The organism is Marinobacter similis (assembly GCF_000830985.1).
GTDB lineage: Bacteria > Pseudomonadota > Gammaproteobacteria > Pseudomonadales > Oleiphilaceae > Marinobacter > Marinobacter similis.
On record NZ_CP007151.1, the window covers coordinates 3,396,027 to 3,422,420 of the forward strand.

18 protein-coding genes and 7 pseudogenes are annotated in these 26,394 nt (G+C 58.1%); 15 read left to right on the plus strand and 10 right to left on the minus strand.

The window, feature by feature from the left end; translation table 11 throughout:
* Positions 1 to 4 precede the first annotated feature (4 nt).
* From AU14_RS15710 to AU14_RS15720, 3 genes and pseudogenes are all read left to right on the plus strand, one after another.
* Positions 5 to 1,932 (plus strand): annotated as a pseudogene (locus AU14_RS15710) (DUF1302 domain-containing protein).
* Between the two features lie 32 nt (positions 1,933 to 1,964).
* On the plus strand, positions 1,965 to 3,326 hold the full coding sequence (locus tag AU14_RS15715) for a DUF1329 domain-containing protein (protein WP_041342349.1): 1,362 nt from the start codon (positions 1,965 to 1,967) through the stop codon (positions 3,324 to 3,326).
* An 88-nt stretch (positions 3,327 to 3,414) separates the two neighbouring features.
* Complete coding sequence (locus tag AU14_RS15720) at positions 3,415 to 3,711, plus strand: hypothetical protein (protein WP_148312766.1); 297 nt, start codon at positions 3,415 to 3,417, stop codon at positions 3,709 to 3,711.
* On the opposite strand, the pseudogene AU14_RS23030 reads toward AU14_RS15720, so the two are convergent.
* Positions 3,696 to 4,869, minus strand: a pseudogene (locus AU14_RS23030) (acyl-CoA dehydrogenase). The gene AU14_RS15720 and the pseudogene AU14_RS23030 sit on opposite strands and share 16 nt — an antisense overlap.
* A gap of 21 nt (positions 4,870 to 4,890) precedes the next feature.
* Positions 4,891 to 6,096 (minus strand): 3-oxoadipyl-CoA thiolase, encoded by a 1,206-nt coding sequence (locus tag AU14_RS15730; protein WP_041342355.1) that lies wholly within the window; start codon positions 6,094 to 6,096, stop codon positions 4,891 to 4,893.
* Positions 6,097 to 6,325: 229 nt separating this feature from the next.
* Between AU14_RS15730 and AU14_RS15735 the strand changes: the two genes are divergently transcribed.
* Entirely contained in the window at positions 6,326 to 7,669 is a 1,344-nt protein-coding gene (locus tag AU14_RS15735; protein WP_041344052.1) for a hypothetical protein, read from the plus strand.
* Here AU14_RS15735 and AU14_RS15740 read toward each other — a convergent pair.
* On the minus strand, positions 7,655 to 8,584 hold the full coding sequence (locus AU14_RS15740) for a 2-hydroxyacid dehydrogenase (protein WP_041342358.1): 930 nt from the start codon (positions 8,582 to 8,584) through the stop codon (positions 7,655 to 7,657). The two genes, AU14_RS15735 and AU14_RS15740, sit on opposite strands and share 15 nt — an antisense overlap.
* A gap of 318 nt (positions 8,585 to 8,902) precedes the next feature.
* Between AU14_RS15740 and AU14_RS15745 the strand changes: the two are divergent.
* Positions 8,903 to 9,373: pseudogene (locus tag AU14_RS15745) on the plus strand (IclR family transcriptional regulator); the annotation flags it as partial.
* 10 nt (positions 9,374 to 9,383) lie between these two features.
* On the opposite strand, the gene AU14_RS19185 reads toward AU14_RS15745, so the two are convergent.
* Positions 9,384 to 9,662: a DEAD/DEAH box helicase family protein gene (locus tag AU14_RS19185; RefSeq protein ID WP_094191239.1), complete on the minus strand. Its 279-nt coding sequence runs from the start codon at positions 9,660 to 9,662 to the stop codon at positions 9,384 to 9,386.
* On the minus strand, positions 9,659 to 10,210 hold the full coding sequence (locus AU14_RS15750; protein WP_041342361.1) for a hypothetical protein: 552 nt from the start codon (positions 10,208 to 10,210) through the stop codon (positions 9,659 to 9,661). Before AU14_RS15750 ends, AU14_RS19185 begins: the two co-directional genes overlap by 4 nt.
* A gap of 114 nt (positions 10,211 to 10,324) precedes the next feature.
* Here AU14_RS15750 and AU14_RS19190 point away from each other — a divergent pair, with 114 nt between their 5' ends.
* A complete protein-coding gene (locus tag AU14_RS19190; RefSeq protein WP_041342364.1) occupies positions 10,325 to 10,534 on the plus strand; it encodes a helix-turn-helix domain-containing protein in 210 nt (69 codons plus the stop codon).
* Positions 10,535 to 10,598: 64 nt separating this feature from the next.
* Here AU14_RS19190 and AU14_RS15760 read toward each other — a convergent pair whose 3' ends face one another.
* From AU14_RS15760 to AU14_RS19415, 3 genes and pseudogenes are all read right to left on the minus strand, one after another.
* Positions 10,599 to 11,780: a BaiN/RdsA family NAD(P)/FAD-dependent oxidoreductase gene (locus AU14_RS15760; protein WP_041342367.1), complete on the minus strand. Its 1,182-nt coding sequence runs from the start codon at positions 11,778 to 11,780 to the stop codon at positions 10,599 to 10,601.
* A 114-nt stretch (positions 11,781 to 11,894) separates the two neighbouring features.
* Positions 11,895 to 12,950, minus strand: a complete 1,056-nt coding sequence (locus AU14_RS19410) for an NAD(P)-dependent alcohol dehydrogenase (protein ID WP_041344054.1) — start codon at positions 12,948 to 12,950, stop codon at positions 11,895 to 11,897.
* A gap of 106 nt (positions 12,951 to 13,056) precedes the next feature.
* Positions 13,057 to 13,859: pseudogene (locus tag AU14_RS19415) on the minus strand (PhzF family phenazine biosynthesis protein).
* A gap of 258 nt (positions 13,860 to 14,117) precedes the next feature.
* On the opposite strand from AU14_RS19415, the gene AU14_RS22140 reads away from it, so the two are divergent.
* The 7 genes and pseudogenes from AU14_RS22140 (at position 14,118) to AU14_RS15795 (ending at position 21,351) form a co-directional block, all read left to right on the plus strand.
* Positions 14,118 to 14,675 carry a GntR family transcriptional regulator gene (locus tag AU14_RS22140; RefSeq protein WP_236744144.1) on the plus strand — a complete coding sequence of 186 codons (558 nt, stop codon included), beginning with the start codon at positions 14,118 to 14,120 and terminating at the stop codon, positions 14,673 to 14,675.
* Positions 14,585 to 15,532, plus strand: coding sequence for an aminotransferase-like domain-containing protein (locus AU14_RS15770; RefSeq protein ID WP_236744643.1), 948 nt, complete (start codon positions 14,585 to 14,587; stop codon positions 15,530 to 15,532). The genes AU14_RS22140 and AU14_RS15770 overlap by 91 nt, the downstream gene beginning before the upstream one ends.
* A gap of 165 nt (positions 15,533 to 15,697) precedes the next feature.
* Positions 15,698 to 17,325: pseudogene (locus AU14_RS15775) on the plus strand (acyl-CoA synthetase).
* 255 nt (positions 17,326 to 17,580) lie between these two features.
* Complete coding sequence (locus AU14_RS15780; protein ID WP_041342370.1) at positions 17,581 to 18,402, plus strand: metal-dependent hydrolase; 822 nt, start codon at positions 17,581 to 17,583, stop codon at positions 18,400 to 18,402.
* A 122-nt stretch (positions 18,403 to 18,524) separates the two neighbouring features.
* Positions 18,525 to 19,475, plus strand: coding sequence for a DegV family protein (locus AU14_RS15785; RefSeq protein ID WP_041342373.1), 951 nt, complete (start codon positions 18,525 to 18,527; stop codon positions 19,473 to 19,475).
* Between the two features lie 166 nt (positions 19,476 to 19,641).
* Positions 19,642 to 20,676, plus strand: coding sequence for a hypothetical protein (locus AU14_RS15790; protein ID WP_041342376.1), 1,035 nt, complete (start codon positions 19,642 to 19,644; stop codon positions 20,674 to 20,676).
* 36 nt (positions 20,677 to 20,712) lie between these two features.
* Complete coding sequence (locus AU14_RS15795) at positions 20,713 to 21,351, plus strand: LysE family translocator (RefSeq protein WP_041342379.1); 639 nt, start codon at positions 20,713 to 20,715, stop codon at positions 21,349 to 21,351.
* Positions 21,352 to 21,458: 107 nt separating this feature from the next.
* On the opposite strand, the gene fdxA is transcribed toward AU14_RS15795, so the two are convergent.
* Together fdxA and mutS are read right to left on the minus strand one after the other, a co-directional pair.
* On the minus strand, positions 21,459 to 21,782 hold the full coding sequence (fdxA, locus tag AU14_RS15800; protein ID WP_041342382.1) for a ferredoxin FdxA: 324 nt from the start codon (positions 21,780 to 21,782) through the stop codon (positions 21,459 to 21,461).
* A 158-nt stretch (positions 21,783 to 21,940) separates the two neighbouring features.
* Positions 21,941 to 24,569 (minus strand): annotated as a pseudogene (gene mutS, locus AU14_RS15805) (DNA mismatch repair protein MutS).
* Between the two features lie 82 nt (positions 24,570 to 24,651).
* Here mutS and AU14_RS15810 point away from each other — a divergent pair.
* Entirely contained in the window at positions 24,652 to 25,161 is a 510-nt protein-coding gene (locus tag AU14_RS15810; protein ID WP_041342385.1) for a CinA family protein, read from the plus strand.
* Between the two features lie 189 nt (positions 25,162 to 25,350).
* Positions 25,351 to 26,394, plus strand: a pseudogene (recA, locus tag AU14_RS15815) (recombinase RecA).

The following is a 26,394-nucleotide window of genomic DNA, read 5'->3' on the forward strand; positions in this document are numbered from 1 at the left end:
CGCAATGACAACAAAAACTTCTAAACTGCCCAAGTCGATTCGCCTGGCAGTGGCTGTGAAGCTGGCCTGTCTCTCGGCCACGGCCGCGGCCTTCGATTTCAGCATCTACGAGATTGATGCCTCCTTCAGCACCACGCTGACCGTCGGTACCGCCTACCGCCTGGAAAATCAGGACAAGAGCCTGATCACCCAGGGTAACCTGGGTCCAGAATTCGCTTTCAGCAACGAAGGTGCGTCGTCCAACAACTTCGACGACGGTAACCTGAACTTTGAGAAGAACGAGCCTTACTCCACCATCGCCCGTGGCCGTAGTGAGCTGTTTCTGGACTACGCGCCAGACAGCGACACCCTGACCCGGGTCGGCGCACTGGCTCGTGCCAGCTACTACTACGACTTCGAGCTCAAGGATAACCCGCGCGCAACGGACCCGGTGGGCCAGCAGCGTGAGCTGAACCCCGAGGCGAAGGACAACGCTTCTGGCGTTGATCTGCTGGACGCTACGTGTTTACCGACTGGTACTTCGGCGATACCCCGGTATCCATCCGTTACGGCCGTCAGGTGGTGAACTGGGGTGAGAGTACCTTCATTCTGGGTGGTATCAACGCCGTCAGCCCGATCGACGTGCCGGCGTTCCGCGCCCCGGGTGCCGAGCTTAAAGACGTACTGCTGCCGGTTGAGATGCTATACACCTCAGCGGGTGTGACTGAAGAAATTACCGTTGAAGCCTTTGTCCAGACCGATTGGGAGCCGTTCCGCATCGACGATTGCGGCACCTTCTTCTCATCTGCTGACGTAGCTGCCGATGGCTGTGGCCCGGTACTGCTGGCTGGCCAGGTACCGGATTCCCAGGCCTTCGAAGAAGGCTTCATCGCACCACGTATCGGCGATAAAGAGCCTGGTGACAAGGATCAGTTCGGTGTCGCGGCCCGCTACTTTGCTACGGATCTGAACGCTGAGTTCGGTGTGTACTACACCCGTTACCACAGCCGCCTGCCGTACATCAGTGGCATCGTGAATAATCCCTCGGATGCGGACGAAACCCAGCAGTTTGATCCGTCCAAGCCGGCTTCTCGGTTCCCCAGTTACTTCATCGAGTACCCGAAGGGCATCGACCTGTACGGCGTGAGTATCAACACCACGCTGCCAACTGGCACCTCGCTCGGTGCAGAGTACAGCTACCGTCCGAACATGCCGATCCAGTGGAACACCTTTGAGCTGATCTACGGTGGCCTGCAGCAGCGCGGTCCGGATGGTCAGATCATCAGTAAGTTGGAACAGCGCCGGGCAGAAAAAGGCGGCACCTATGCTGGTACCGCTGTTGATGGCTATGACCGTTACGGCGTATCCCAGGCCCAGGCCACCGCGATTCACTTCATCGACCGTGTTATGGGCGCAGCCCGTTTCATCATCGTGGCTGAAGTCGGTGCGACCTACGTGCACGATCTGGCAGACAAGTCCGAAGCTCGTTACGGCCGTTCCGGTATCTACGGTGTAGGCCCGGTTCCCCTCGAAGGTGAAAACTTTACCGGCGATTTCTGCAGCAGCGGCCCGAGCAATGGCAACGAAGACAATAGACGGCGTGAAAGTGGCGATCCGACGCGCCTGAATATCAACCCGACCAACTGTGGCGGCGACGGCTTCACCACCTCCTTCTCCTGGGGCTACCGGACTCTGTTCGTCTGGGATTACCCGGATGCCGTGGCCGGTATCAACATGCGTCCAAGGCTGTTCTGGAGCCACGACGTTAAAGGTTATGCGCCGGATCCAGGCGGCAACTTCAAGGAAGGCAACAAGTCGATCGGTCTGGGGCTCGAGGCCACTTACCAGAACGCTTACAAAGCCAACATCAGTTACACCAACTATTTTGGCGGCGATTACAACGAGACCAGCGATCGCGACTTCATCGCGGCCTCCGTCTCCTACTCATTCTAAGCAACCAACGACTCGTAAAAGGAGTTAACTCGATGAGCACCATGAGAACCCTGATGTACGGCGCTGTAGCCAGCGCCCTGCTGACCTCGGGATCCGCCCTCGCGGCGGTCTCCGCCGAGGAAGCGGCCAAGCTTGGTGATACCCTGACTCCGATGGGCGCCACCAAAGCTGGTAACGGCGACGAAATTCCGGCCTGGGATGGTGGTTTGACCCAGGCACCTGCGGGCTTCAAGGGCGACGGCCGTTATGTGAATCCGTTCCCGGAAGACAAAGAGCTGTTCCGCATTGACCAGAGCAACGTGGATCAGTACTCGGAGAACCTGACTCCGGGCCAGATCGCGATGATCAAAAATTATGACGATTACTTCCTGCCGGTCTACCAGACCCGTCGCACCGGTACCTATCCGGCCGAAGTTATGGAGCAGACCATCGAGAACGCCAGTAAAGTAGAGCTGGTGGAAAGTGGCAACGGCCTGAAAAACTACCAGACCGCGACTCCGTTCCCGATTCCGCAAAACGGTCTGGAAGCAATCTTCAACCACATCACCCGTTACCGCGGTGGCTCGTTCACCCGTAACGTGGCTCAGGTTACGCCGCAGCCTAACGGTGACTTCAGCCCGGTGAAATTCACCGAGTCGTTCACTGAGCGGGTCGCGCTGACCGACTACGATCCGTCCGAAGATCCGAACGTGATGTTCTACTTCAAGCAGGCGATCACTGCGCCTTCACGTCTGGCCGGTAACGTTCTGCTGGTTCACGAGACCATCAACCAGGTTAAAGAGCCGCGCCGGGCGTGGTTGTACAACTCTGGTCAGCGTCGTGTTCGTCGCGCACCGAACGTAGCCTACGACGGTCCGGGTACTGCGGCCGACGGTCAGCGTACATCCGATAACCTCGACCTCTATAACGGTGCACCGGACAAGTACAACTGGGAACTGGTGGGCAAGAAAGAAGTGTACATTCCGTACAACTCCTACCGTGCTGCCAGCGGTGAGCTGGACTACGAGGACATTATCAAGCCGGGTCACATTGACCAGAGCCTGACTCGTTACGAGCTGCACCGTGTATGGCACGTCAAGGCGACCCTGAAGGACGAAGAGCGTCACGTTTACGAACAGCGTGACTTCTACCTGGATGAAGACACCTGGCAGATCTCGCTGGTCGATCACTACGACGGCCGTGGCAACCTGTGGCGCGTAGCTGAAGCACACACTATGCAGATCTACGATGCCAACATCCCGGCCTATGCCTTTGAAACCCTGTACGACCTGCTGTCCGGTCGCTACCTGGTGATGGGCATGACCAACGAAGAAGATACGCCGTACGAATACGGTACCGAGCGTAGCTCGCGGGAGTACACCCCTGCAGCACTGCGTCGGTCAGGCGTTCGCTAATGACGTACTGATAGTGACTACCCCCCGGCAGCGGTTTCCGCTCCCGGGGTTTGTCGGTTAACGGAGGTAATAAGCGATGATTGGAATCATGGGTAGCCGACCGTTGGTCGAGATCGACAAACGCATGCTGGCTCGGGAAGGGGAGTGGCTGGTGAAGACCCGGGAAATTCCGGAGCTTGGTCCCTATCGGTCACGACTGGAGGCTATTGAGGCGCTCTACCGTCACGTGACGATTTGTACCGGGGTATTGAGAAGGGAAAATCCGGAGCGTGTCCGGCAGTTTGTGCAGCATTCGATCACCGAGTGCAAAGAGCCAGACTGCGAGCTGTGTAACGCCCTGCTGGCTCTTGCACCCGATGCGAACGTGGTTCAGCTAAAAGCCTGAATGCCGGTCTGGCCACGGCCAAGGATCAGGGCGTGAACGTCGTGAGTACCTTCGTAGGTATTGACGGCCTCAAGATTCATCACGTGACGAATAACGTGGTATTCGTCGGCAATGCCGTTGCCGCCGTGCATGTCACGGGCAACCCGGGCAATGTCCAGAGATTTACCGCAGTTGTTGCGCTTGAGCAATGAGATAGCGTCGGGCGTAGCGGTGCCATCGTCCATCATCCGGCCCAGCTGCAGGGCAGCTTGCAGGCCCAGGGTGATTTCCGTCTGCATGTCGACCAGCTTCTTCTGGATCAGCTGATTGGCCGCCAGCGGCTTACCGAACTGGATGCGCTCCAGGGTATAGCTGCGAGCTGCGTGCCAGCAGAATTCGGCTGCACCCAATGAACCCCAGCTGATGCCGAAACGGGCTTTGTTCAGGCAGCTGAACGGACCTTTCAGGCCTTCCACATCCAGTTTGTTCTCGTCGGGAACAAACACCTCGTCCATGAAGATGGAGCCGGTTTCCGAAGCTCGCAGGGAGAATTTGCCCGGAATCTTGGGCGTGTCCAGCCCGGTGGCGCCTTCGCGCTCGATCACAAAGCCGGTTACCTTGCCATCCAGCTTGGCCCAGACCACGAATACGTCGGCAATGGGAGAGTTGGTGATCCAGGTTTTGGAACCGCTCACCAGGTAGCCGCCATCAACTTTCTTGGCACGGGTTTCCATGCCAGCGGGGTCGGAGCCATGGTTGGGCTCGGTCAGGCCAAAGCAGCCCACCAGTTCGCCGGACGCCAGCTTGGGCAGAATGCGCTTTTTCAACGCTTCCTGGCCGAAGGTGTAGATCGGGTGCATAACCAGCGACGACTGCACGCTCAAGGCAGAGCGATACGCCGAATCAACCGCTCGACTTCACGGGCAATCAGCCATAGCAGACGTGGTTCAGGCCCGGGCCGCCGTACTCTTCCGGCAGGGTAGCGCCGAGCATACCCAGCTCGCCCATCTGGTTGAAGATAGTGCGATCGAAGGTTTCGTGCCGGTTAGCCTCAATAATGCCGGGCATCAGGCGTTGGTCACAAAAGCTGCGGATGCTGTCCCGAACCTGACGTTCGGTCTCATCCAGTTGCTTGTCGAATTGCAGCAGGTCATCCCAGGGTGCAGAAGCCAGAGCCATGGTGTTTCTCCTCAGTAAAATTCAGTGGTTAACGCGTTCGATCACAGCAGCAATGCCCTGGCCTACACCAATGCACATGCTGATCAGCGCGTAGCGTCCGCCGCTGCGTTCAAGCTGGCGGGTAGCTGTGAGAGCGATACGAGCGCCGGACGCACCCAGTGGGTGGCCCACTGCAATGGCGCCGCCGTTCGGATTCAGTCGTGAATCGGTTGGATCAATGCCCAACCGGGTGGTGCATCCGAGGACCTGTGCAGCAAAGGCCTCGTTGATTTCGATAACGTCCATATCCTTGAGCGTCAGACCGGCCCGGGCCAGGGCTTTCTCACTGGCGGGAACCGGGCCATAACCCATGACCTCGGGCGAGACGCCGGCGATGGCAGACGACACAATGCGCGCCCGGGGCTGGATGCCGGCACGCTCGCCGGCCTCGAGAGAACCGATGATCAGGGCCGCGGCACCGTCGTTGATGCCAGAGGCGTTGCCGGCGGTTACTACGCCACCCTCAAACAGCGGGCGCAGGCCGGACAGGGCTTCCGCCGTGGACTGTGGCCGCGGATGTTCGTCTGCGTTTACGGTCAGGGCTGGCTTTTTGCGGCCCTGGGGAACCTCAATGGGCAGGATTTCGTTGTCGTAGAAGCCGTTTTGACGAGCGGCTTCGAACCGGGCCTGGCTCTGGGCGGCGAACTGGTCCACCAGCTCCCGATCCAGATTCAGTTCCCGGGCAATATTATCGGCGGTCTCCGGCATGCTGTCGGAGCCGAAGTCGGCTTCAATGCGCGGGTTCGGGAAGCGGGCACCAATAGTGCTGTCGAAAGCCCGGAAATCGCGGCTGAAAGGCGACTCGCTCTTGGCCATAACAAATGGGGCCCGGCTCATGCTCTCAGCACCGCCGGCAACAAACAGCTCGCCTTCGCCACAACGGATGGCGCGAGCCGAATCGATGATCGCCGCGAGGCCGGAGCCGCATAGGCGGTTAACCGTCAGGCCGCCGGTCTCAACCGGCAGGCCAGCCAGCAGGCCGGCGTGGCGGGCCAGGTTGCGGGCATCTTCGCCGGCCTGATTGGTGCAGCCGGCGATCACGTCTTCATAGGCGTCGAGTGCGAAAGCGTTGCGCTCCACCAGGGCTTTGATCACGCTGGCAAGAAGGTCGTCTGGTCGCACCTTGGCCAGGGCACCGGCGTGACGGCCGAAAGCGGTTCTCAGGCCATCGTAGATGTACGCGCTCATGGCGGCTTCCTCTATTTAAAGCGACTGTATGTCATTGTGGGCGGATTAAACCGGCGAAGATAGTCGCCGGCCAAACCACGTAATTTATGCTAATATAGTTTCATTCAGCGAAACAGAGTTTTGTAATGAGTTGCGAAAAGACTAATCCGGGTGTGTTTAAAATGCAAGCAGTCGCTAAGCTTCCATCGCTGGGTTCGGTGTGACGAGCTCAGAACTTCGAGTGATTCGTGTGAAAGGTATCGAGCACTGGTTGCTGACCATCGCCGTGGCGCTGCAGTTGCTGGCTATGTGCGTGGCCAGCAAACCCCTCAGCGCGCTGGCCGGCGGGCTGTTCCTGGTTGGCTTCCTGTTTGCCGGTCGGCGTCTGCAGGGCTATTCCCGTGGCCTGTTATTGTTGGCGCTGTCGGTCACGGCGTGGCTGACTTATCACGGCGAGCTCGCGGTACCGCAACTGATGAAGGCGTCGGCCGACGCCGGCTTTTACGCCGCATTCCTGGGTAGCCTGGGGCTGATGCAGTGCCTCGTTCGGCGTTTCGAGGTGCTGCGGCAGATTCACGATGTGCTGCTCGGAGGACGCCCACTCTGGCTGTACCCGAAATACGCGGTCGTCAGTTGCGGCGTCGCCTCGGTGCTGAATTTCGGCATGATGAATCTGCTCTGCGGCACCTTGTCCGAGACCCTGCGTGAGCGGGGCATTACTGGTCAATCGCGGTTGCGCTGGTTGCGCAGTGTGCTGATCAGTGTGTTGCGGGGCTTTGCCCTGGTGCCTTTGGTAGCTCCGACCAGCGTAGCGGTGGCCATCCTGACCCGCGAGCTACCGTCGCTGAACTGGTCGACGTTGTTGCCGTTCGGTGCCCTGGTTGCCGTGGGTCTGATCCTGCTGGGCTGGCTGCTGGAGCAGCGCCGGTTCCGGCAGGTCAGTGCTGAGCGGGTAGCCCTGGAGCGGTGGCCCGCCGGTACGTTGGGGTTGCTGGTATTGATGCTGGTGGTGTTCACCGCGATGGCGGTGCTGGTGGTACTGACCGGATTAAAAGTGTCTGCCGCGGCGATGCTGGCGGTGCCTGCCATTACCTTGTTGTACATGCTGTGGAAGGAGCGTGCCCCGGCGGCCATTGTCCGGGAGAGTGCCGAGCAGGTCGTCTCCATGAGCAATGAGATGGGAATCTTTGCGGCCTCTGCCATCCTGGGCGTGGCCCTCTCCAGCGTCATCCCGAGCGACGCCCTCAGCGGGCTGGCCAGTGCTGACGGTGGCGTCTTCCTGCTTGCCGCCGCCGGTTTGCTGATACTGCCGATGATGTCGGCGATCGGCATCATACCGATCACGGTGCTGAGCATACTCGCCGGCCTGCTGCCGCAGCTGGTGGCTGAGGGAATGAATCCGTTGCCAGTGTCAGTGGCTCTGGTGATTGGCTTCTCACTGGCCATGATGCTGTCACCGTTCGGGCCCTCGGTCATGCTGCTGTCCCGGTTTGGCCAGGTGTCCCGATGGAAGGTGGCCTTCCGCTGGAACGGCCTGTTCGTGGTCATTGCCGTACCGCTGTTGCTGGCGTTCCTGGCCTTAATAGCCCCGTGACCGATCAACCACGCCGGTGATGGTTTCGCCCTGAGCATGGGCCCGGATTTTTGCGGTGATTTGTTCCAGCGTCGATTCCCGCAGCGAACGCGCCGAGATGTGGGGCGTGACGATGATGTTCGGATGCTGCCAGAACGGATGATCCGCTGGCAGCGGCTCCTGCCGGAAAACGTCCAGAGAAGCCCGGGCTACCCGCCCGTCATCCAGGGCTTTGAGCAGGTCGTCTTCCACCAGGTGCTCGCCCCGGCCGACGTTGATAACCACCGAATCGGGCTGGAGTTGGCTGAGCAAGTCGTAATTAATCAAATCCCGGGTGTCGTCTGTGAGCGGCAGAGTGTTCACCAGTACCCGGGAAGCCTGCAGAAATGGCGTCAGGCCGTCGGGGCCGGCAAAGGTGGTTACGCCCGCCAACGAGTGCTCGCTGCGTGCCCAGCCGTTTACCTGGTAATCCAGGCTGGCCAGGGTGCTGGCGACCCGTGCGCCAATCTGGCCCATACCCATGACGCCAATGGGCCACTCACTCCGTTTGATCGGGCGGTGAAGCTGCCACTGGTGCTGAGCCTGCTGGGCGCGGTACACCTGCATGTTGCGACTGATTTCCAGTAGCTGGTGCACCACGTGTTCGGCCATCTGCACCGACATGCCGGCATCTTCAAGGCGAACCAGCGTGAGGTCGGCCGGCAGTTCGGGCAGCGACATCAGGCCGTCGACGCCGGCGCCGAGGTTAAAAATCGCTTTCAGGTGCGGCTCCCGGGTGAACAGTTCCGCCGGTGGCCGCCAGACAATGGCGTAGTCGGCGTGGACCGGGTCGCCGTTCGGAGCCCAGGTCACGATCTCGGCTTCGGGCAGAAGCTCTTGAATGGGCTGGGTCCAGCGTTCGGGTTTGGGGTCCCCGGCGACAAAAAGCACTTTCATGAAGCCTCCGTGTTCGAAAAAGCGAAACGATCTCGCTATGCTGTTCTGCTTGGCAGAATATTATCCCGAAAAGTACCGGTAGTTACCGTTAATGATGACCGAAATCACCCGTTAGCTTGAGACATTGGGGAATAGTGTTTCAAAATCGGCACGAATTTTGAACGTTTTTTGACGTGTGTCTGTGGTACTTGATTTTACCAACGATTAAAATACTGCATCTTTTCTATTCATGGGACTTATATCCCGGATACCTGATCAGGCGACGCTGTCGGAGGGCGCCCCTTTATGTCGAAAGCAGAAACCACCTCACCGGAACTGATGGTTGCCTCCGGTGACGGCGAGCCGGTAAAACCGGAAAAAGACCGCAAGTTCGTGGAGGCACTGTCACGCGGCCTGGACGTTCTGCGCGCCTTCAGTCAGGGCTCGGTCATTCTGGGTAACCAGGATATTGCCCGGATTACCGGTCTGCCCAAGCCTACCGTTTCGCGCATGACCTACACCCTCACCAAGCTGGGCTACCTGAGTTACAACGTGCAGCTGGAGAAGTACCAGCTCAGCTCCGGTGTGCTGGCGCTGGGTTACGCCTACGTGTCGAACCTGAAGGTGCGCCAGCTGGCCAAGCCGTACATGGATGAGTTTGCCCGTCAGACCAACATGTCCATTGGCCTGACCTGCCGGGATCGCCTGCACATGATCTACGTGGAGAACCGCCTGCCCCCGGAGGCCTCCCTGCTGCGCATGGACATCGGCCTGAAGCTGCCGATGGCGACTACCTCCGCAGGCCGTGCCTAGCCTCTTTTTAGGAATGTCCGCAGTAGCGGGGTAGAACCCGGCCATTGAAGCTTCGCCCAAGGATTTGGCTAAATGTCGAGGCGACGCTTTGCGACACTGTCCGTGAAGGCGAGAAGCATAGGACGAAATCAATTTTATTGCGTTCCAGAAGGGCCTTGGCCACCGAAGCAACCATGACGGTTTTGCCTGCCGCTGGCGTCGCGTGACATAGAAAGTGGGTTTGGTACTCAAACGCCTTGAGTGCCTGACCGACGCACTCGCTCTGCCAAACGCGCAATTGGATCATGCGGGAGACCCAATTTTCGTGATGACCGACTCTACAGCACGGAGTTGGCCAAGAGGCTTCGTGCTTCTCTCGCGAGACTCTAGGTACTGCTCCTTCACGGCGCTTCGAAGTGCAGGGTATTTTTGATACAGGCGTTGGTATTCCTCGGCTTCACCAATACTGGCAATCAATTCGACCTTCCTTTTAGAAAGGTCCTCCTGCAACGCCCGCTGTGTATCACCATCCATCGACGATTCAACGTGCCCATATGCAGCCCTAAATGGAGAAGGCTTGGCTTCCAGGGAAACGTCTTGGTTGTTTGAACGGTAGATAAATTTGCATCCGCGGCCAGTCGATCCCTCGTAGCGATCGATAACCTTTGCCTTTTCAAGGCGTAGAAGTTCTCTGTATATGTGCTTGCGAACTTGGTTTCGGCTTGGCCGCTGAACTTCGGGTATTTGAAGAAGATACATATCCCGAATGCTGGTATTGGAAAAAGGAGTATCTGGCTGCCGTCTCAGGAGTTCGATCAGGATCTTGTCGACGTGCAGTCGCTGTGTTTTTTTCATAGGGCGGTCCAGTTGGTCTCTAGGTCGCTCTGGTCGACCTTGAAAATGGGTAGTATATGCCGTGGCTCGCCATGCCTCAAGAAACCATAGTCTTGCCTTTTGTGAGGGCAAGAAATGGGCTCACCAGTTTGTGAGGCGTTTGGCCGGAATCTGCGGGCGATTCGAAAATCGAAAGGGTTTTCTCAGGAACGACTCGCTCATGAAACGGGAATTGATCGAAGTTATGTGGGGAAGATTGAGAGAGGAGAAGTGAATATCACTATCGAAAAAATCTACCTGCTAGCAGATCATCTACAGTGCTCACCTAAGGATCTGCTCACTTAGCCGTTGACTCCAGGTCGGCTGTTCTTCCGCTCTGGTCGATTGAATTTCAAATGCCAAAAACCATTCAGGCATGTTGTCCAGCGGCTACTCCAGAAGCCCAAGCCCATTGGAAATTATGACCGCCCAGATGACCAGTCACATCCAGCACTTCGCCAATGAAAAAAAGCCCTGGCTGATTGCTTGCTGACATCGTTTTTGATGAAAGGTCACGAGTGTCCACTCCGCCCAAGGTAACTTCGGCTGTTTTGTATCCTTCCGTTCCTGCGGGTCGCACTTCCCAATGACTTAGAACGTCAGCTATCGCCTCTAAGTCTTCATTGCGGCAATACTGGAATGGTTTGTTCCACTGTTGGAGTTCGCAGAAAGCTTTTGCAAACCTTTTCGGCAAGAAATCTTCGATAAAATGGCGGATATGGCTCTGCGGTTTTGTTTTGCGATGCTCGTGCAGCCTATCACAAACAGATACGCTCGGAAGAAGGTTGATCCTTATTAAATCTCCGGGGTGCCAGAAGCTTGATATTTGCAGCATGGCGGGGCCGCTTAGACCACGGTGAGTGAACAGCATCGGTTCGCGGAAATGTTCGTTGTTACAGTGCACGTCCACAGGGCAGCTCACGCCGGAGAGTGGCGCCAGTTGCTCCTTTAGTTCTGGATGCAGGGTAAAGGGTACAAGTCCTGCGCGGGTTGGAAGCACGGAAAGCCCAAACTGCCGTGCAACGTCGTATCCGAAGCCTGTGGCGCCCATGGTGGGGATAGACAGCCCACCGCAGGCGATGACCAGGGATTCGCAGGTAAGGGTGCCGCTGCTGGTTTGTAGCTGATAGCCGTGATCGACACCGCTGATTTTATTCACGCTTGTTTTAAGTCGCACTTCTGCGCCGGCCCACTCGCACTCAGTGAGTAGCAGGTTGAGGATATCCTTGCTGCTGTCTTTACAGAAAAGCTGGCCTGCCGCTTTTTCTTCATGCTCAATGCCGTGGCGATCTACCAATTCTAAAAAGTCTTGAGGCGTGTAACGCTTGAGCGCCGAAATGCAGAAATGGGGATTGTCAGACAAGAAATTCGCCGGCGTGCTGTTCAGGTTGGTGAAGTTGCAGCGTCCACCACCGGACATGAGGATTTTCTTGCCCGCCTTGTTGGCGTGATCGACGACCAGCACCTTGCGCCCACGGTAGCCCGCGGTTGCAGCACACATGAGACCGGCGGCACCGGCACCAATGATAATTACGTCGTAATCCGAAGCCATGAATTATCGCAGCGAGGGGAATGTGCGGGGCATTATACGTGGGGGTGGAAGCAGATAGAAATCAGTAGGAACACAGGCCCGACGATGACCGAATCAACGCCGGGCCTTTGTGCCTCAGCTGTCTTTCAGCGTTGCCATATCAATGACGAAGCGGTATTTCACATCGCCTTTTTTCATCCGCTCGTAAGCGTCGTTGATGTTGTGGATGTCGAGCATTTCCACGTCACAGCTGATGTCGTGCTCGGCACAGAAATCCAGCACTTCCTGGGTTTCTGGCATGCCGCCGATCAGCGAACCGGCCAACACCCGGCGTTTGAACACCAGGGCCCCGGTTTGCAGTGCCGGCTCCAGGGGTTCGAGCAGTCCCACCATGATGTGGGTGCCGTCGTAGCTCAGGCAGTTAAGGTACGGATTGATGTCGTGCTGAACCGGCACGGTGTCGAGCATGAAATCAAAGGTTTCCGCTGCTGCCGCCATCTGGTCTTCGTCGGTGGAGACCACCACATAGTCGGCGCCCTGTTTTTTGGCTTCGCCAACCTTGCTCTCGGAGCGAGTGAAGATGGTGACTTCCGCACCCAGTGCCTTGGCGAATTTAACGCCCATGTGACCGAGACCGCCCATGCCAATCACACCAACTTTGTGACCGGGTTTCACGCCGTAGTGGCGCAGCGGCGAATAGGTGGTGATACCGGCGCACAGCAGCGGTGCAGCCTTCGTGATATCCAGTTTGTCGGGAATGCGAACCACAAACCGTTCACTGACGACAATGCGCTCGGAATAGCCGCCAAAGGTGATGGAGTGGTCCTGGCGATCTTCGCCATTGTAGGTACCGGTCATGCCTTCGCTGCAGTATTGCTCCAGGCCGGCTTCACACGCCGAGCAGGTGCGGCAGGAATCCACCATGCAGCCAACGCCGACAACGTCACCCTCCTGATAGGCTTTCACGCCTGGCCCCACCGCCGTTACTCGGCCGACGATCTCGTGACCGGGGACGACTGGGTACTGGGTAACACCCCAATCGTTCTGGGCGAAGTGGATGTCGGTATGACAGACGCCGCAGTAATCGATTTCAATGGCAATGTCGTCGTTTCGCAATGAACGCCGGTCGATGTCATGTGGTGCCATGCCAGAGGTTGAAGACTGTGCCGCATAGGCCTTGGTCGCTGTCATGAGCTGGGCTCCTTTTTCGGGAATGAACCTGAATATACTCCGGATAGCGCCGAATCTATCACCCTCTGGCATTGCCATTATGTAACTGGCGTCTGGCCAGCGCCGCTTAGAGCTGAACCGAACCTTCCATGAAGAACGCGGCCTGCCCGGCGATGGCCACCCGGTCGCCTGTAGTTCACAGCGCAGCACGCCCCCGCGTTTCGAAACCTGCCGGGCATCCAGCTTCGTTTTCCCTAGCTGTTCTGCCCAGTAGGGCACCAGTACGCTGTGGATCGATCCGGTTACCGGGTCTTCATCGATACCCGCACCCGGGGCAAAGTAGCGGCTGACAAAATCGCAGTTGTCGCCTTTTGCCGTCACGATCAGCCCCTGGTTACCCAGCTGCTTGAGTTTGCGTAAATCGGGCTGGGCGGCGCGTACGGCCGTTTCACTGTCTAGAACAATCATGTAATTAGTGTCGTTGGGCACGAAATAGGCCGTGTCCGGCGCTGATTCAAGAGCGTCACGGATGACCGTTGGGGTTGCCTGCTGTTCAAATGCGAGGTTGGGAAAGTCGAGGACCAGCCAGCCATCGCTATTCTGGCGAACACCAAGCGGCCCGCTCTTGGAGGCAAAGCGAATGCTGTCTTTGTGCCAGCCCAGCTTGTTGAAAATGATCCAGGCACTGGCCAGCGTGGCATGGCCGCACAGGGGCACTTCGATACCCGGGGTAAACCAGCGGATGTGAAAGTCGGCGTCATCCTGTTCGGGCAGTGGCACGAAGAACGCAGTTTCGGACAGGTTATTTTCAACGGCCAAGGCCAGCATGGTGGCATCCGGCAGCCACTCATCCAGCGGCATGACAGCAGCGGGGTTTCCGCCGAAAACCCGGTCGGTAAAGGCGTCTACCTGGTAAATGGGGTAAGTCATAGTCGGTTCTCCTTCAAAGGTGTTGTCAGCATGGGATTATTGTGCCGAATGGTCAGGGCCCAGTGTGAAGCGTCACAGACACGCGTAACAGATTCAGTTAGGATTTCTTTGAACCGGTACAGATTGTTCTGACAAGAAACTGTGCTGGTCATATTTCCGGCAAGCTGTGCTCATGGGGTAGCCCGGAAATCTGTTGCAATGGCAGTCTGGCAGTCAGAACCCAGGGCGTGTCAGGGGTGATGGAACGAGGGCGACAAGATGGGCGTTTTATACAACCAGGTGGCGGATCAAATGCAGGCCCTGATTCAACAGGGTGTCTATCGGGACGGTGACCGCCTGCCCGGCGTGAGGGTGCTCAGCCGGCAATTCGGCGTGAGTATCTCCACTGTCCTGCAGGCGCACCAGACACTCGAAGGGCGCGGCTACCTGGATGCCCGGGAGCGCAGCGGCTACTTCGTGCGTCTGCCGGCCCTGGATGCCCCGGAGCCGGTCATGCAGAAACACCGGGCCAAGCCGGTGCCGGTGACGGCGCGAGAGATGGCGCTGGACCTGTGTGCCGACGAGCAAAAGCAGATGGTGCCCCTGCTACCGCCATTCCGCACCCGGATTACCTGCCGCTGCGTCAGATTCAGCAAAGCACCCTGTGGGCGGCCCGACGTGGCCTGGAAATCATGGATTACGCGTTTCCCGGCAAGGAGTCATTCCGGCGCCAGATTGCCCAGCGCATGGCGACCCTGGGGGTGCCGGTTTCGCCCGACGACGTGCTGGCCACCAACGGTGCCCAGGAAGCGATTATTCTGGCGCTTCGGGCGGTGACACAGCCGGGAGACATAGTTGCGGTGGAGACACCGTCGTTTCCGGGCATTCTGCAGGCCCTGGAAGTGGTGGGGCTTCAGGTTATCGAGATTCCGACCCATCCTTCTGACGGTTTGAGCCTGGAGGGATTGCAGCTGGCCCTCGATAAGTGGCCCTTGAAAGCCTGCGTGGTGGTGACCAATCATAGCAACCCCATGGGCGCGAGAATGCCCGATGAGCGCAAACAGCAGCTGGTATCCATGCTGGCCGCGGCCGGGGTGCCACTGATTGAGGACGACATCTACGGCGATCTGTACCACACCGGCGACCGGCCAAAGCCAGCCAAGGCATTTGACCGGACTGACAACGTTATTTACTGCAGTTCGTTCTCCAAGACTATTTCGGCGGGGCTGCGCCTCGGCTGGATGCTGCCCGGGCGGTACATGGCGGCGGCCCGTCAGCACAAGTATTTCGCGAATCTGGCGACGTCGTCCATTTCTCAGCTGGCGGTGGCGCATTTTCTGGAACAGGGCAGTTACGACCGCTACCTGCGTTCAGCCCGGCAGCACTACCGGGAATCCTGCGAGCGTATGAGAGCGGCCATCACTCGCTCGTTCCCGGAGGGAACCGCAGTCAGTCGGCCCCAGGGTGGCTTTGTGCTGTGGGTGCAGTTGCCCGATAACATTTCCGGCACTGGCGTGTTCCAGAAAGCCCGGGCCGAGAATATCAACGTCTCGCCAGGCCTGATGTTCTCGACCACCAACAAGTACGACAACTGCCTGCGCCTGAACAGCGCCAACCCCTGGACCGAGCGGATCGAACAGGCAGTGGCCCGGCTGGGTGCACTGGCACATGCGGAGCGGGATGGCAGCACCTAGGGTGGCATTGGGCGCTGAGGTCATGCGCCTTTGGTGTGATATATCCACTGTTCCAGTTCAAATACTATGCTTTGAAGAGCAAGGACACGGAAGCGCTGTGAGCGTCCCGAATCCGCCATAAAAATATTCGCCATAAGAACAACAGTGCCCAGAGAGGAACCCCTTATGACCTCAATCTTCGATCAGGCCTTGCGCCCGTTGACGCCAATTACGCCGTCCAGTCCCCCGTCGATTTCATTGAACGCACCGCCAGTGTGTACCCGGAGTTCCCGGCAGTCATCCACGGCAAGCTGCGCTACACCTGGGCCCAGACCTACGAGCGCAGTGTGCGCCTTGGCTCGGCGCTGAAGAAACGTGGCATTGGCCGGGGTGACACCGTCGCGGTGATGCTGCCGAACATTCCGGCCATGGTGGAGAGCCATTTCGGGGTGCCCATGATCGGCGCGGTTCTGAATACCCTGAACGTGCGGCTGGATGCCGAGGCCATTGCCTTCATGCTCGAACACGGCGAAGCAAAAGTCATCATCGCCGATCGCGAGTTTGGCGCGGTGATCAACGACGCGGTCAGCCGGCTCAAGCACAAACCCCTGGTGATTGATGTTGATGACCCGGAATACGGTGAAGGCGTTCAGGTCAGTGACTTCGACTACGAAGCATTGCTGAAGGAAGGCGATCCCGACTTTCAGTGGAGTTTCCCGGCGGATGAATGGGACGCCATATCCCTGAATTACACCTCGGGCACCACCGGCAACCCCAAGGGGGTGGTCTACCACCACCGCGGCGCCTACCTGAATGCGCTGGGTAACCAGGCGGTGTGGTCCATGGGCATGCATCCGATCTACCTCTGGACCCTGCCGATGTTCCACTGCAACGGCTGGTGTTTCCCCTGGACCATTACCGCCATGGCAGGCACCCATGTGTGTCTGCGCCGGGTTGATCCGGAAAAGATTCTGCAGCTGATTCAGGAGCACCAGGTGACCCATATGTGTGGTGCACCGATTGTCCTCAATGGTCTGCTTAATGTGCCTGAATCCGCCCGGGCATCCATTGATCACGAAGTGAAGTCCATGACCGCCGGTGCGGCGCCGCCGGCCCAGGTGATTGGTGCGATCGAGGAAATGGGTATTCAGGTGACTCACGTCTACGGCCTGACTGAAGTGTATGGCCCGGTCACCGTGTGTGCCTGGAAATCGGAATGGGATCAGCTGCCCCTGCATGACCGCGCCCGTAAGAAGGCCCGTCAGGGCGTTCGTTATCAGACCCTCGGTGGCACCATGGTGGGTGACCCCAACACCATGGAGCCTGTACCGAAAGATGGCGAAACCATTGGTGAAATCTTCCTGCGCGGCAACACCGTGATGAAGGGCTACCTGAAGAATCCAAAGGCGACCGAAGAGGCCTTCCGGGGTGGTTGGTTTCACACTGGAGATCTGGCGGTGTGGCACGAGGATGGCTACATGGAGATCAAGGATCGCCTGAAGGACATCATTATTTCCGGTGGCGAGAATATTTCCACCATTGAGGTGGAAGACACTCTTTACCGTCATCCCGGAGTCATGGAAGCGGCTGTAGTGGCCCGCCCCGATGAGAAGTGGGGTGAGACGCCCTGTGCCTTCATCACCCTGAAGCCGGATGCGGGGGAGGTCAGCGAGGCGGATATCATTAGCTTCTGTCGCCAGCACCTCGCCGGCTTCAAGGTGCCGAAAACCATTGTTTTTTCAGAGCTGCCAAAGACCTCGACCGGCAAGATCCAGAAGTTTGTTTTGAGGGATCAGGCGAAAGATCTGGACTGACTTTGCGGTGGCGATCTCTGGTTTAACGCTGGAGACCGCTGCTTGAGTGATTCCATAAGGAGGCGAAAGCCTCCTTTTTTTGTGCCTGTCGCTTGTCATGACAGGATGTCATTTGGTGACAAATTGTCCTGCTGGCCCCGCAAGGCCTTTCTCTGCTTCAAAGTTCGGGTTTAAACTGAACTTGATGGCGAATTTTTGACCGCTGTTCGCAACCAATAACAATACGCCCCAGTGCAATAACAACAGGAGGCAGCCATGACCATCAGTTCCACACCTGAAGGGGTGTCTGTTCAGCCCAGGCACATCCGGTTTGATGTCAGCGAGGATCTCAAATCCTTCTGGCACGGCAACAACGCGTTCAGAACTGCCTTTTTCAATGCCTTGTCACTCCAGTTTCCTGATGGCGAGCAGCAGTTCATTAACGCGGTTCGTCTGTACCGCGATCGCATTGACGACCCCAAGTTGCAGTCGGAAATTCGGGGATTTATCGGCCAGGAAGCCCTGCACAGCCGGGAGCACAGAAGCTACAACGAGGGGCTGAAGGCACGGGGCTACGACATCGATGCCATCGACCAGCGTTTCGCCCGTCATATGCAGTGGGTTGGCAATTTGCCGCCGAGCCGGCAATTGGCGGGCACCTGTGGTGCCGAGCATTACACGGCGGTGCTGGCTAATGCCATTCTCGAACACCCGGAATGGATGGAAGGCGCGACGCCGGCCATGGCTCGCCTGTGGCGCTGGCACGCAATTGAGGAAACCGAGCACAAGTCGGTGGCGTTCGATGTCTATCGTCAGTGTGTGGGTAACGAGCGCCTGCGTCGCATCGTATTCCTGTTCGTGACCTGGAATTTCTTCAAGTACACCTTCCTCAATACCTGCAGTCTGCTGAAAACAGACGGCAAACTCTGGAGCCTGAGGACATGGCTGGGAGGACTGAATTTCCTTTGGGGCAAACCCGGGATTATTCGCAAGTGCCTGCCTGGCTTTCTTGCCTATTTCCGAAGGGATTTCCACCCATGGCAGCAGGACAATCGCCGGCTTCTGGAGCGCAATCTCAAGGAGCTTGGAACGGTCTGAATTGGAAAAATGTGAGGTGCTGAATTATTAACCGGGTTGTGCAAGACTGACAGACCTGAAAACAATAATGACAATAAAGGGCCCCTCCCATTGAGGATCGGTCCGCCTTTGGAGACGTAACCATGCGAGTTGGTCTGATCGTCGATTCCGCGTGCGACTTGCCCTATGAGTTCAGTCGCAAGCACGACCTGTTTATCCTTCCTGTGACCGCCGTTATTGATGGCGAGACCTACATAGACGAACACGATCCAGTCAGAACCCAGGAGTTCTACCAGAGTGGATTATTGAAAAAAGGGCACCACGCTGAAACCCGAGCTTTTTCCCCGGAGCAGATCCACAGCCTGTTCATGGAAAAGATAGTGACTCAGTTTGACGTCGCCTTCTGCGAAACCGTCGCGCGCAGCCGCAGCCTGATCTATGACAATGCCACCGAGGCGATGAACACTGTCATGGCAAATTACGACAAGGCCCGATCGGCGGCCGGCCGCGAGGGCAAATTCTCCATGCGGGTGATCGACACTAATCAGATCTTTGCAGGGCAGGGCCTGCTGGCGGCTCACACGCTGAAACTGATCGAGAAAAAACTGTCGAAGAATGCACTGCGCCATGAGGTTGAGACCTTCTCGGAAAGCATCTTTACCTGCGTGATTCCCCGGGATCTGCATTACATCCGGGAGCGTGCCCGCCGCCGGGGCGACAAAAGCGTCTCGGCCTTGGTGGCGTTTCTGGGTAAGGCACTTAACATCACGCCGGTGCTGTTTGGCAAAGGCGCCGAGGCCCAACCGGTGGCCAAGACCCGCAGTTTTGATGTGGCCGTTGAGAAGGTCATGAACTATGCCGCCGCCCGTGTAGAGGCAGGCCTGCGTACCCCCTATGTGAGCTTGTCCTGTGGCCTGACCTGGACAGAGATCGAAGACCTGCCCGGGCTGAACGTGCTGCGGGAGTCTTGCGAACGCAATGGGGTTGAGCTGCTACTGTCGCAGATGGGCATTACCAGCAGCATCTACGTGGGCCCAGGCAGTCTGTGCCTGGCGCTGGCGGCTGATCCTCACAGCTTCAGCGATTTCCAGTAGCCTTCCAGAAATAATCTAACAATCGCGATTGATCGGTGTTCGCTGTGGCTGGGATTTGCCCCGCCGCAGCGATAAACCGGTAACTACGGCAAACTCTTCCGGTGCGCCATCGTGTTAGCCTCGCAGTTCTTCCTCAAACGTTTCCACAAACAGGACGGTCAAAGCCATGAGCGACAGCAGCGCGGATCTCGCCAGCCAGCTATTGGAACAGCACGTGAAACACGAAATGGCGGCTTTAAAGGGAGCAAAGCTGCGCAAGTTCCTGGAGCGGGAGGTGTCTGAGCTGTTGAACTACGCCGAGTCGATCACCCTGAACCGGCTCAGTTCCGTGGACCAGGTGATGGGCGTCATCCAGCGGGTGGTGGTGAATATGGAGCTGGACGCCGGTATTCCAGAGCTTGCCGCTGAGATGGCCACCGAGGTGATGAACGCACCGGTTCAAGCCAAGACCACACTGGGCGAAGTTATCACCCGGGAGCAGGCCACCGGTTTTGTTGAAGAGGTGCTGGAACTGCGGCAGCAGCGGGAGCGGGTGATCAGCGAGATCATGGCGCATCCGGTGTATCAGGAACTGGCATCCAACTTGGTCTACACCGGCCTGGTCAATTACTTGTACGAAGACAACCTCATCACCAAATCGGTGCCCGGGGTCGGGTCGATGATGAAGTTCGGCAAGAAGATGGCAAACAGGGCCGTGCCCGGACTCGATGAGACCTTTGAGCGACGGCTTAAAAACTGGCTGTCCGACAGTCTGCCTGGATTGATCTCGCGCAGTGAGCAGTTTCTCAACCACGCGCTGTCTGATGATGAAGTGCGCGACAGTGTGATGGCAGCCTGGGTATCCCTGGAGAATCGCACCATCGCCGACTTGCGCGAGGGCCTGGGCGATGTCGAGCTGCAGGAGTTTGTGGTGCTGGGCTACGATTTCTGGCTGCAGTTCCGGCAAACCGCCTATTTTGAGGGTTGCGCCCGGGCCGTGGTTAACCACCTTTTTGCCAAGTACGGAGACCAGCCGATTGCCGACCTGCTGGGTGATATCGGTGTTACTCGCGAGGTGATCATGGCCGAGGTGGACGCGTACGCTATTCCGGTTATGGACGTATTGCGTGAGGAGGGCTATGTTGAGGCCCTGGTGCGCCGCCGGTTAAGTGGGTTTTACCACTCAGCCGCCGCGAGCAAGATTCTTGAACCGAAGGCCTGACGTGCAGGGCTTTCGGAGCATTAGCGGAGATTTGCAGTGTTTACCGAATTGTTCTGGGCTTACCTGGTGGCTATAACCCTGCTGACGGTGACGCCGGGTGTCGACACCCTGCTGGTGATGCGCAATACCGGGCGCGGTGGCCTGCGCGATGGCTGCGTGACCAGTGTGGGCATCTGCAGTGGTCTGTTCCTGCACGCGATTCTGTCGGCGCTGGGTATCTCCATTCTGCTGGTGGAGACCGCCTGGGCCTTTTCGGCACTGAAATGGGCGGGGGCCTGCTACCTGGTGTGGTTGGGGCTGGTGTCTCTGCGCCAGGCGATTGTGCGAGAGCGAGAGCAAGGGCCTGCCGCCGAAGCGCCGGCTGAGCGCAAACGCCGGGTGTCTGCGGTGATTTCTTTCCGGGAAGGGGTGCTGTCCAATGTACTCAATCCCAAGACCGCCTTGTTCTACATGGCGTTGCTACCCCAGTTTGTTGATCCCGCTGGCAATGCCTTTCAGCAGTCGCTGCTGTTGGCCAGTGTGCACTTCTTCCTGGCCATGCTCTGGCAGTGCGGGTTGGCGTTTGTGGTGGTCCGGTTCAAGGGCCTGGGGGCCAGTCGGCGGGTACGGCGGGCGCTCAACGCCACCACCGGTGGTTTCTTTGTCGCTATGGGTGCGAAGTTGGCCAGTAGCTGACTGAATACCAGGCACAAAAAAGGGAAGCCCGAGGGCTTCCCTTTTTAAATGGTCTCATTCTGCCGTCAGGCTGCGCCGCACTTCTCCAGATACCTTCTCCTGGTACCTTATTTTTCCAGGTACTGGAGCTTGTTGGGCTTGCCATCCCACTCTTCGGCGTCCGGCAGCGGATCCTTCTTCTCGGTAATGTTTGGCCATTTACCGGCTAGGTCAGCGTTGAGCTCAACAAACTCGACCTGATCGGCCGGAAGCTCGTCTTCAGAGAAGATCGCTTCCGCCGGGCATTCTGGCTCACACAGGGCGCAGTCGATGCACTCGTCGGGATCAATTACCAGAAAGTTCGGGCCTTCGTAGAAGCAGTCTACCGGGCAAACTTCCACGCAGTCTGTGTATTTGCACTTGATGCAGTTATCAGTAACGATAAACGCCATAATCAGATCCCTGGTCCAGTGGTCAATCTCATCCGGAGCTTGTGGTCACGCTCCATGGTTATGTTTTAATGCGCGATATTGTAGGGAGCACCCCGCAGACCCGCAAGCGTTAGCCCGCTATATCCTTATTACTCGCCTCAATATTCCGAAATTTTCTGTTATTTGGCCATCAGAGCCTTCAGTTCATACAGCCGATTCATGGCTTCCCTCGGTGTCAGGTCGTCCAGGTCCAGTGTCTTCAGCGCCTGCTCGACCGCGCTCGGCTCCAGGCTGGCAAACATGTCGCCCTGCATGACCGGGTCGCTGGCTTGGGTGACTGGCTTGGCCGGGCGTTCGGATTCGCCGCTGGCAGCGATCGGTGACCGGGTAGCTGTCGGTGTTGCACTGCCTTCCAGGTGCGCCAACTGGCCCTTGGCGTTGCGAATCACGTCCTGGGGTACACCGGCCAACTTTGCCACCTGTAAGCCGTAGCTTTGACTGGCCGGGCCATCGTGGACGTTGTGCAGAAACACAATGCTGTCATCGTGCTCGGTGGCGGTCAGGTGCACATTGACCGCGTGCTGGAGATCGTCAGCCAGCTGGGTGAGCTCGAAATAGTGCGTCGCAAACAGGGTGTAGCAGCGAATGTTCTTGGCCAGGTGCTCGGCGGTGGCCCAGGCCAGTGACAAGCCGTCGAAGGTACTGGTGCCGCGACCCACTTCGTCCATCAGCACCAGGCTGAATTCGGTGGCGTTGTGGAGGATGTTGGCGGTTTCGGTCATCTCCACCATGAAGGTAGAGCGGCCACCGGCAATGTCATCCGAGGAGCCATGCGGGTGAAGATCCGGTCCACTGGCCCGAGTACTGCCCGGTTTGCGGGTACAAAACTGCCGGTGTAGGCCAGCAGGGCAATCAGTGCGGCCTGGCGCATGTAGGTGGACTTACCGCCCATGTTCGGGCCGGTGATCACCAGCATGCGTCGCTCGGTGTCCATCAACAGGTCGTTGGGCACGAAGGGTTCGTCCAGCAATTGCTCCACCACGGGGTGCCGGCCTTCCTCGATGTCGAATCCGGGTTGGTCGCTGAACTCGGGCGCCGAAAAGCGCAGGCTCGTCGCCCGTTCGGCAAAGTTACTCAGCACGTCCATTTCCGCCAGAGCCTGCGCGGCGTCCTGAAGCGGGGCCAATTCCGCGGCCACGGTTTCCAGCACCTCGTCGTACAGGGCTTTCTCGCGGGCCAGGGCACGGCTCTTGGCACTCAGTGCTTTGTCTTCGAATTCCTTCAGTTCCGGGGTGATGAACCGCTCGGCGTTTTTCAGGGTCTGGCGCCGGATGTAATCCACTGGAGCCTGATCCGATTGGGCCCGGCTGATTTCGATGTAGTAACCGTGCACGCGGTTGTAGCCCACTTTCAGGGTGCTGATGCCGGTGCGCTCGCGCTCCCGGGTTTCCACGTCCAGCAGGTATTGGCCGGCGTTTTCACTGATGTTCCGGAGTTCGTCCAGTTCTTCATCGAAGTGCTCACGAATCACTCCACCTTCGCGAATGACCACCGGTGGATTGTCGATAATGGCACGTTCGAGCAGGTCGGCCAGTTGCGGATACTCGCTGATCACGGTTGCCAATTTCACGATGTGGTGTGAATTGACCGGTTTCAGTGTCTCCTGCAGCTTCGGCAGTGCCTGGAAGGCATCACGCAGGCGGGCCAGATCCCGGGGCCGGGCCGAGCGCAGGGCAACCCGCGCCAGTACCCGTTCAATATCACCGACGGCTTTCAGCAAATCGTGAACCGGCTCGTAATGGAAACCGTCGAGCAGGGCCGATACCGCCTGTTGGCGCTGGGATACAGTGTCGACATCCCGCAGTGCCGATTCAGCCAGCGCCGAAGCTCACGGCCACCCATAGAGGTGGCGGTGCGGTCCATTACCCAGGCCAGGGTGTGCAGGTGACCGCCCATCAGGTTGGTGTCGATTTCCAGGTTCCGGCGGCTGGCAGCATCCATGATCACCGCCTCGTCCCGGCGCTCCCGCGTCAGCTTGCGGATATGGGGCAGGGCGGTGCGCTGGGTTTCCTTGGCGTACTGCAGCAGGCAGCCGGCGGCACAGATGGCCAGGGTCAGGTCTTCGCAGCCAAAACCGGTCAGGTCCCGGACCTGCAGCTGGTGGGTGATGACCCGTCGCGCGGTGTCGGATTCAAACAGCCAGGGGCCCTGACGCCGAATACCGGTGAAGCCTTCCAGTACGTCTTCGTACGGGAAATCCTCGCTGATGAGGATCTCTGCCGGGCGCAGGCGCTGGAGTTCACCCTGAAGGGCTTCCAGGTCGTCCAGCTCAGAGACCGCAAAGCGACCACTGGAAATGTCCAGCGAGGCAAAACCGAACTGCTCGCGGTGGCTGTAGATGGACACCAACAGGTTGTCGCGACGGTCTTCAAGGTAGGCGTCATCGCTCAGTGTGCCGGGGGTGACGATCCGCACAACCTGACGATCTACCGGCCCTTTGCTGGTGGCCGGGTCGCCAATTTGCTCGCAAATGGCGATGGATTGACCTGCCCGAACCAGCCGTGCAATGTATCCCTCAGACGAATGAAATGGGATACCGGCCATGGGAATGGGGTTGCCCCCGGACTGGCCCCGGGCGGTCAGGGTGATGTCCATCAACTCGGCGGCTTTCTTGGCGTCCTCGTAGAACAGCTCGTAGAAATCCCCCATCCGGTAGAACACCAGTTCATTGGGGTGCTGGCCCTTGATCTTGAGGTACTGCTGCATCATGGGCGTGTGCTTGGAAAGATCGGTCTGGGCTGCTGACATGGACGGGTCCGGATTGCCTTGCTTTGGATGAAGGCGTGAATTGTAAGAAAATAACGCCTCGGATGAAATGAAGGAGGTCATTATGACAGCCACGGATCAGGAACTTTTCGATGCCGGCGAAGGGCTCGGCGAACTGCTTAAGCGCCAGGGACGTATGATTGCCACGGCTGAGAGCTGTACCGGCGGCTGGGTCGCCAAGGCTTTGACCGACAAGGATGGCTCATCCAGCTATGTACTGGGTGGCTTGGTGACCTACAGCAACGAGGCCAAAGAGGCATTGCTGGGGGTTACCCGGAAATCCCTGGATGAGCATGGTGCCGTCAGCGAGCCCGTGGTTCGGGAGATGGTGGCCGGTGCCCTGGCGGCTACCGGAGCTCAGGTGGCAGTCGCGATCAGCGGTGTGGCCGGCCCCGGCGGAGGCAGCGAGGAAAAGCCAGTAGGCACTGTATGGTTTGCCTGGGGGGGCGATCCAGCGTCCACGGAAGCGGTGGTGAAGTACTTTGACGGTGACCGGGAACAGGTCCGGCGACAGGCCGTTCTCTTTGCCCTGGAAGGGGTTCGGGCGTATCTGGAAGAGTCCGAGTCGGTTTGAAAGGGCGGCACTAAACCGGGCCAGTGAGATTCACTGAGGAAGGGGTTGGTCTACTCTTCTGGTTATGTTTTAATACTGTTCAAATATACAGGGAATTTCCAGTTTTCTACTGTGCGAATTCCCGACTCCTTATTTCACGGCTGGTATTGAGTAGTTCCGGTCGTCATGGCGACAGAGGGTTTTGCACTGATGGAAGACAACCGTAAGAAAGCACTTAGCGCAGCATTGGGCCAGATTGAACGTCAGTTTGGTAAAGGCGCTGTGATGAAAATGGGCGATCAGCCCGCGAGGCCATTCCTGCGGTTTCCACCGGTTCCCTGGGGCTGGACGTTGCTCTCGGCATTGGTGGCCTGCCTTACGGTCGTATCTGTGAAATCTACGGTCCTGAAAGTTCCGGTAAGACTACGTTGACCCTTCAGGTCATCGCCGAAGCGCAAAAGCAGGGCAAGACCTGTGCGTTCGTGGACGCCGAGCACGCCCTGGATCCGGTTTACGCCGAAAAGCTGGGCGTAAATGTGGACGATCTGCTGGTTTCCCAGCCAGACACCGGTGAGCAGGCGCTGGAAATTTCTGACATGCTGGTTCGCTCCAACGCTGTAGACGTGATCATTGTCGACTCCGTGGCCGCGCTGACGCCGAAGGCGGAAATTGAAGGTGAGATGGGCGACAGCCACGTTGGCTTGCAGGCCCGCCTGATGTCCCAGGCCCTCCGGAAACTGACCGGTAACGTAAAGCACGCCAACTGCCTGATGATTTTCATCAACCAGATTCGTATGAAGATCGGCGTGATGTTTGGCAGCCCGGAAACTACCACGGGTGGTAACGCACTGAAATTCTATTCGTCTGTACGCCTGGATATCCGTCGTATTGGCGCGGTGAAAGACGGTGACGAGGTTGTCGGTAACGAAACGCGTGTGAAAGTGGTGAAGAACAAGGTTTCCCCGCCGTTCCGTCAGGCCGAGTTCCAGATCATGTACGGCAAGGGCATCTACACATGGCCGAAGTGCTCGACATGGGCGTGAAAGAAGGCTTCGTAGACAAGTCTGGCGCCTGGTACGCCTACAACGGCGACAAGATCGGCCAAGGCAAGGCCAACGCCTGCAAGTTCCTGGAAGAGAACATGGATATGGCGACCGAAATCGAAGCAAGGTTCGTGACAAGCTGATGCCCAAGCCGGAGAAGAAAGAAAAGCCGGCTGAGGCAGAGACTGAAGCTAACGGTGAGCTGCTTTAA

Excerpts from the sequence above, each read along its gene's own strand:
- AU14_RS15760 (WP_041342367.1), bottom strand. The coding sequence starts at position 11,780 with ATGGCTTCGGATTACGACGTAATTATCATTGGTGCCGGTGCCGCCGGT.
- AU14_RS22140 (WP_236744144.1), top strand. The coding sequence starts at position 14,118 with ATGGGCGTTTTATACAACCAGGTGGCGGATCAAATGCAGGCCCTGATT.
- AU14_RS15810 (WP_041342385.1), top strand. The coding sequence starts at position 24,652 with ATGACAGCCACGGATCAGGAACTTTTCGATGCCGGCGAAGGGCTCGGC.
- AU14_RS15790 (WP_041342376.1), top strand. The coding sequence starts at position 19,642 with ATGAGCGACAGCAGCGCGGATCTCGCCAGCCAGCTATTGGAACAGCAC.
- AU14_RS15715 (WP_041342349.1), top strand. The coding sequence starts at position 1,965 with ATGAGCACCATGAGAACCCTGATGTACGGCGCTGTAGCCAGCGCCCTG.
- AU14_RS15730 (WP_041342355.1), bottom strand. The coding sequence starts at position 6,096 with ATGAGCGCGTACATCTACGATGGCCTGAGAACCGCTTTCGGCCGTCAC.
- AU14_RS15720 (WP_148312766.1), top strand. The coding sequence starts at position 3,415 with ATGGGTAGCCGACCGTTGGTCGAGATCGACAAACGCATGCTGGCTCGG.
- fdxA (WP_041342382.1), bottom strand. The coding sequence starts at position 21,782 with ATGGCGTTTATCGTTACTGATAACTGCATCAAGTGCAAATACACAGAC.
- AU14_RS15780 (WP_041342370.1), top strand. The coding sequence starts at position 17,581 with ATGACCATCAGTTCCACACCTGAAGGGGTGTCTGTTCAGCCCAGGCAC.
- AU14_RS15750 (WP_041342361.1), bottom strand. The coding sequence starts at position 10,210 with ATGAAAAAAACACAGCGACTGCACGTCGACAAGATCCTGATCGAACTC.
- AU14_RS19410 (WP_041344054.1), bottom strand. The coding sequence starts at position 12,950 with ATGACAGCGACCAAGGCCTATGCGGCACAGTCTTCAACCTCTGGCATG.
- AU14_RS15740 (WP_041342358.1), bottom strand. The coding sequence starts at position 8,584 with ATGAAAGTGCTTTTTGTCGCCGGGGACCCCAAACCCGAACGCTGGACC.
- AU14_RS15770 (WP_236744643.1), top strand. The coding sequence starts at position 14,585 with ATGGCGACCCTGGGGGTGCCGGTTTCGCCCGACGACGTGCTGGCCACC.
- AU14_RS15785 (WP_041342373.1), top strand. The coding sequence starts at position 18,525 with ATGCGAGTTGGTCTGATCGTCGATTCCGCGTGCGACTTGCCCTATGAG.
- AU14_RS19185 (WP_094191239.1), bottom strand. The coding sequence starts at position 9,662 with ATGATCCAATTGCGCGTTTGGCAGAGCGAGTGCGTCGGTCAGGCACTC.
- AU14_RS19190 (WP_041342364.1), top strand. The coding sequence starts at position 10,325 with ATGGGCTCACCAGTTTGTGAGGCGTTTGGCCGGAATCTGCGGGCGATT.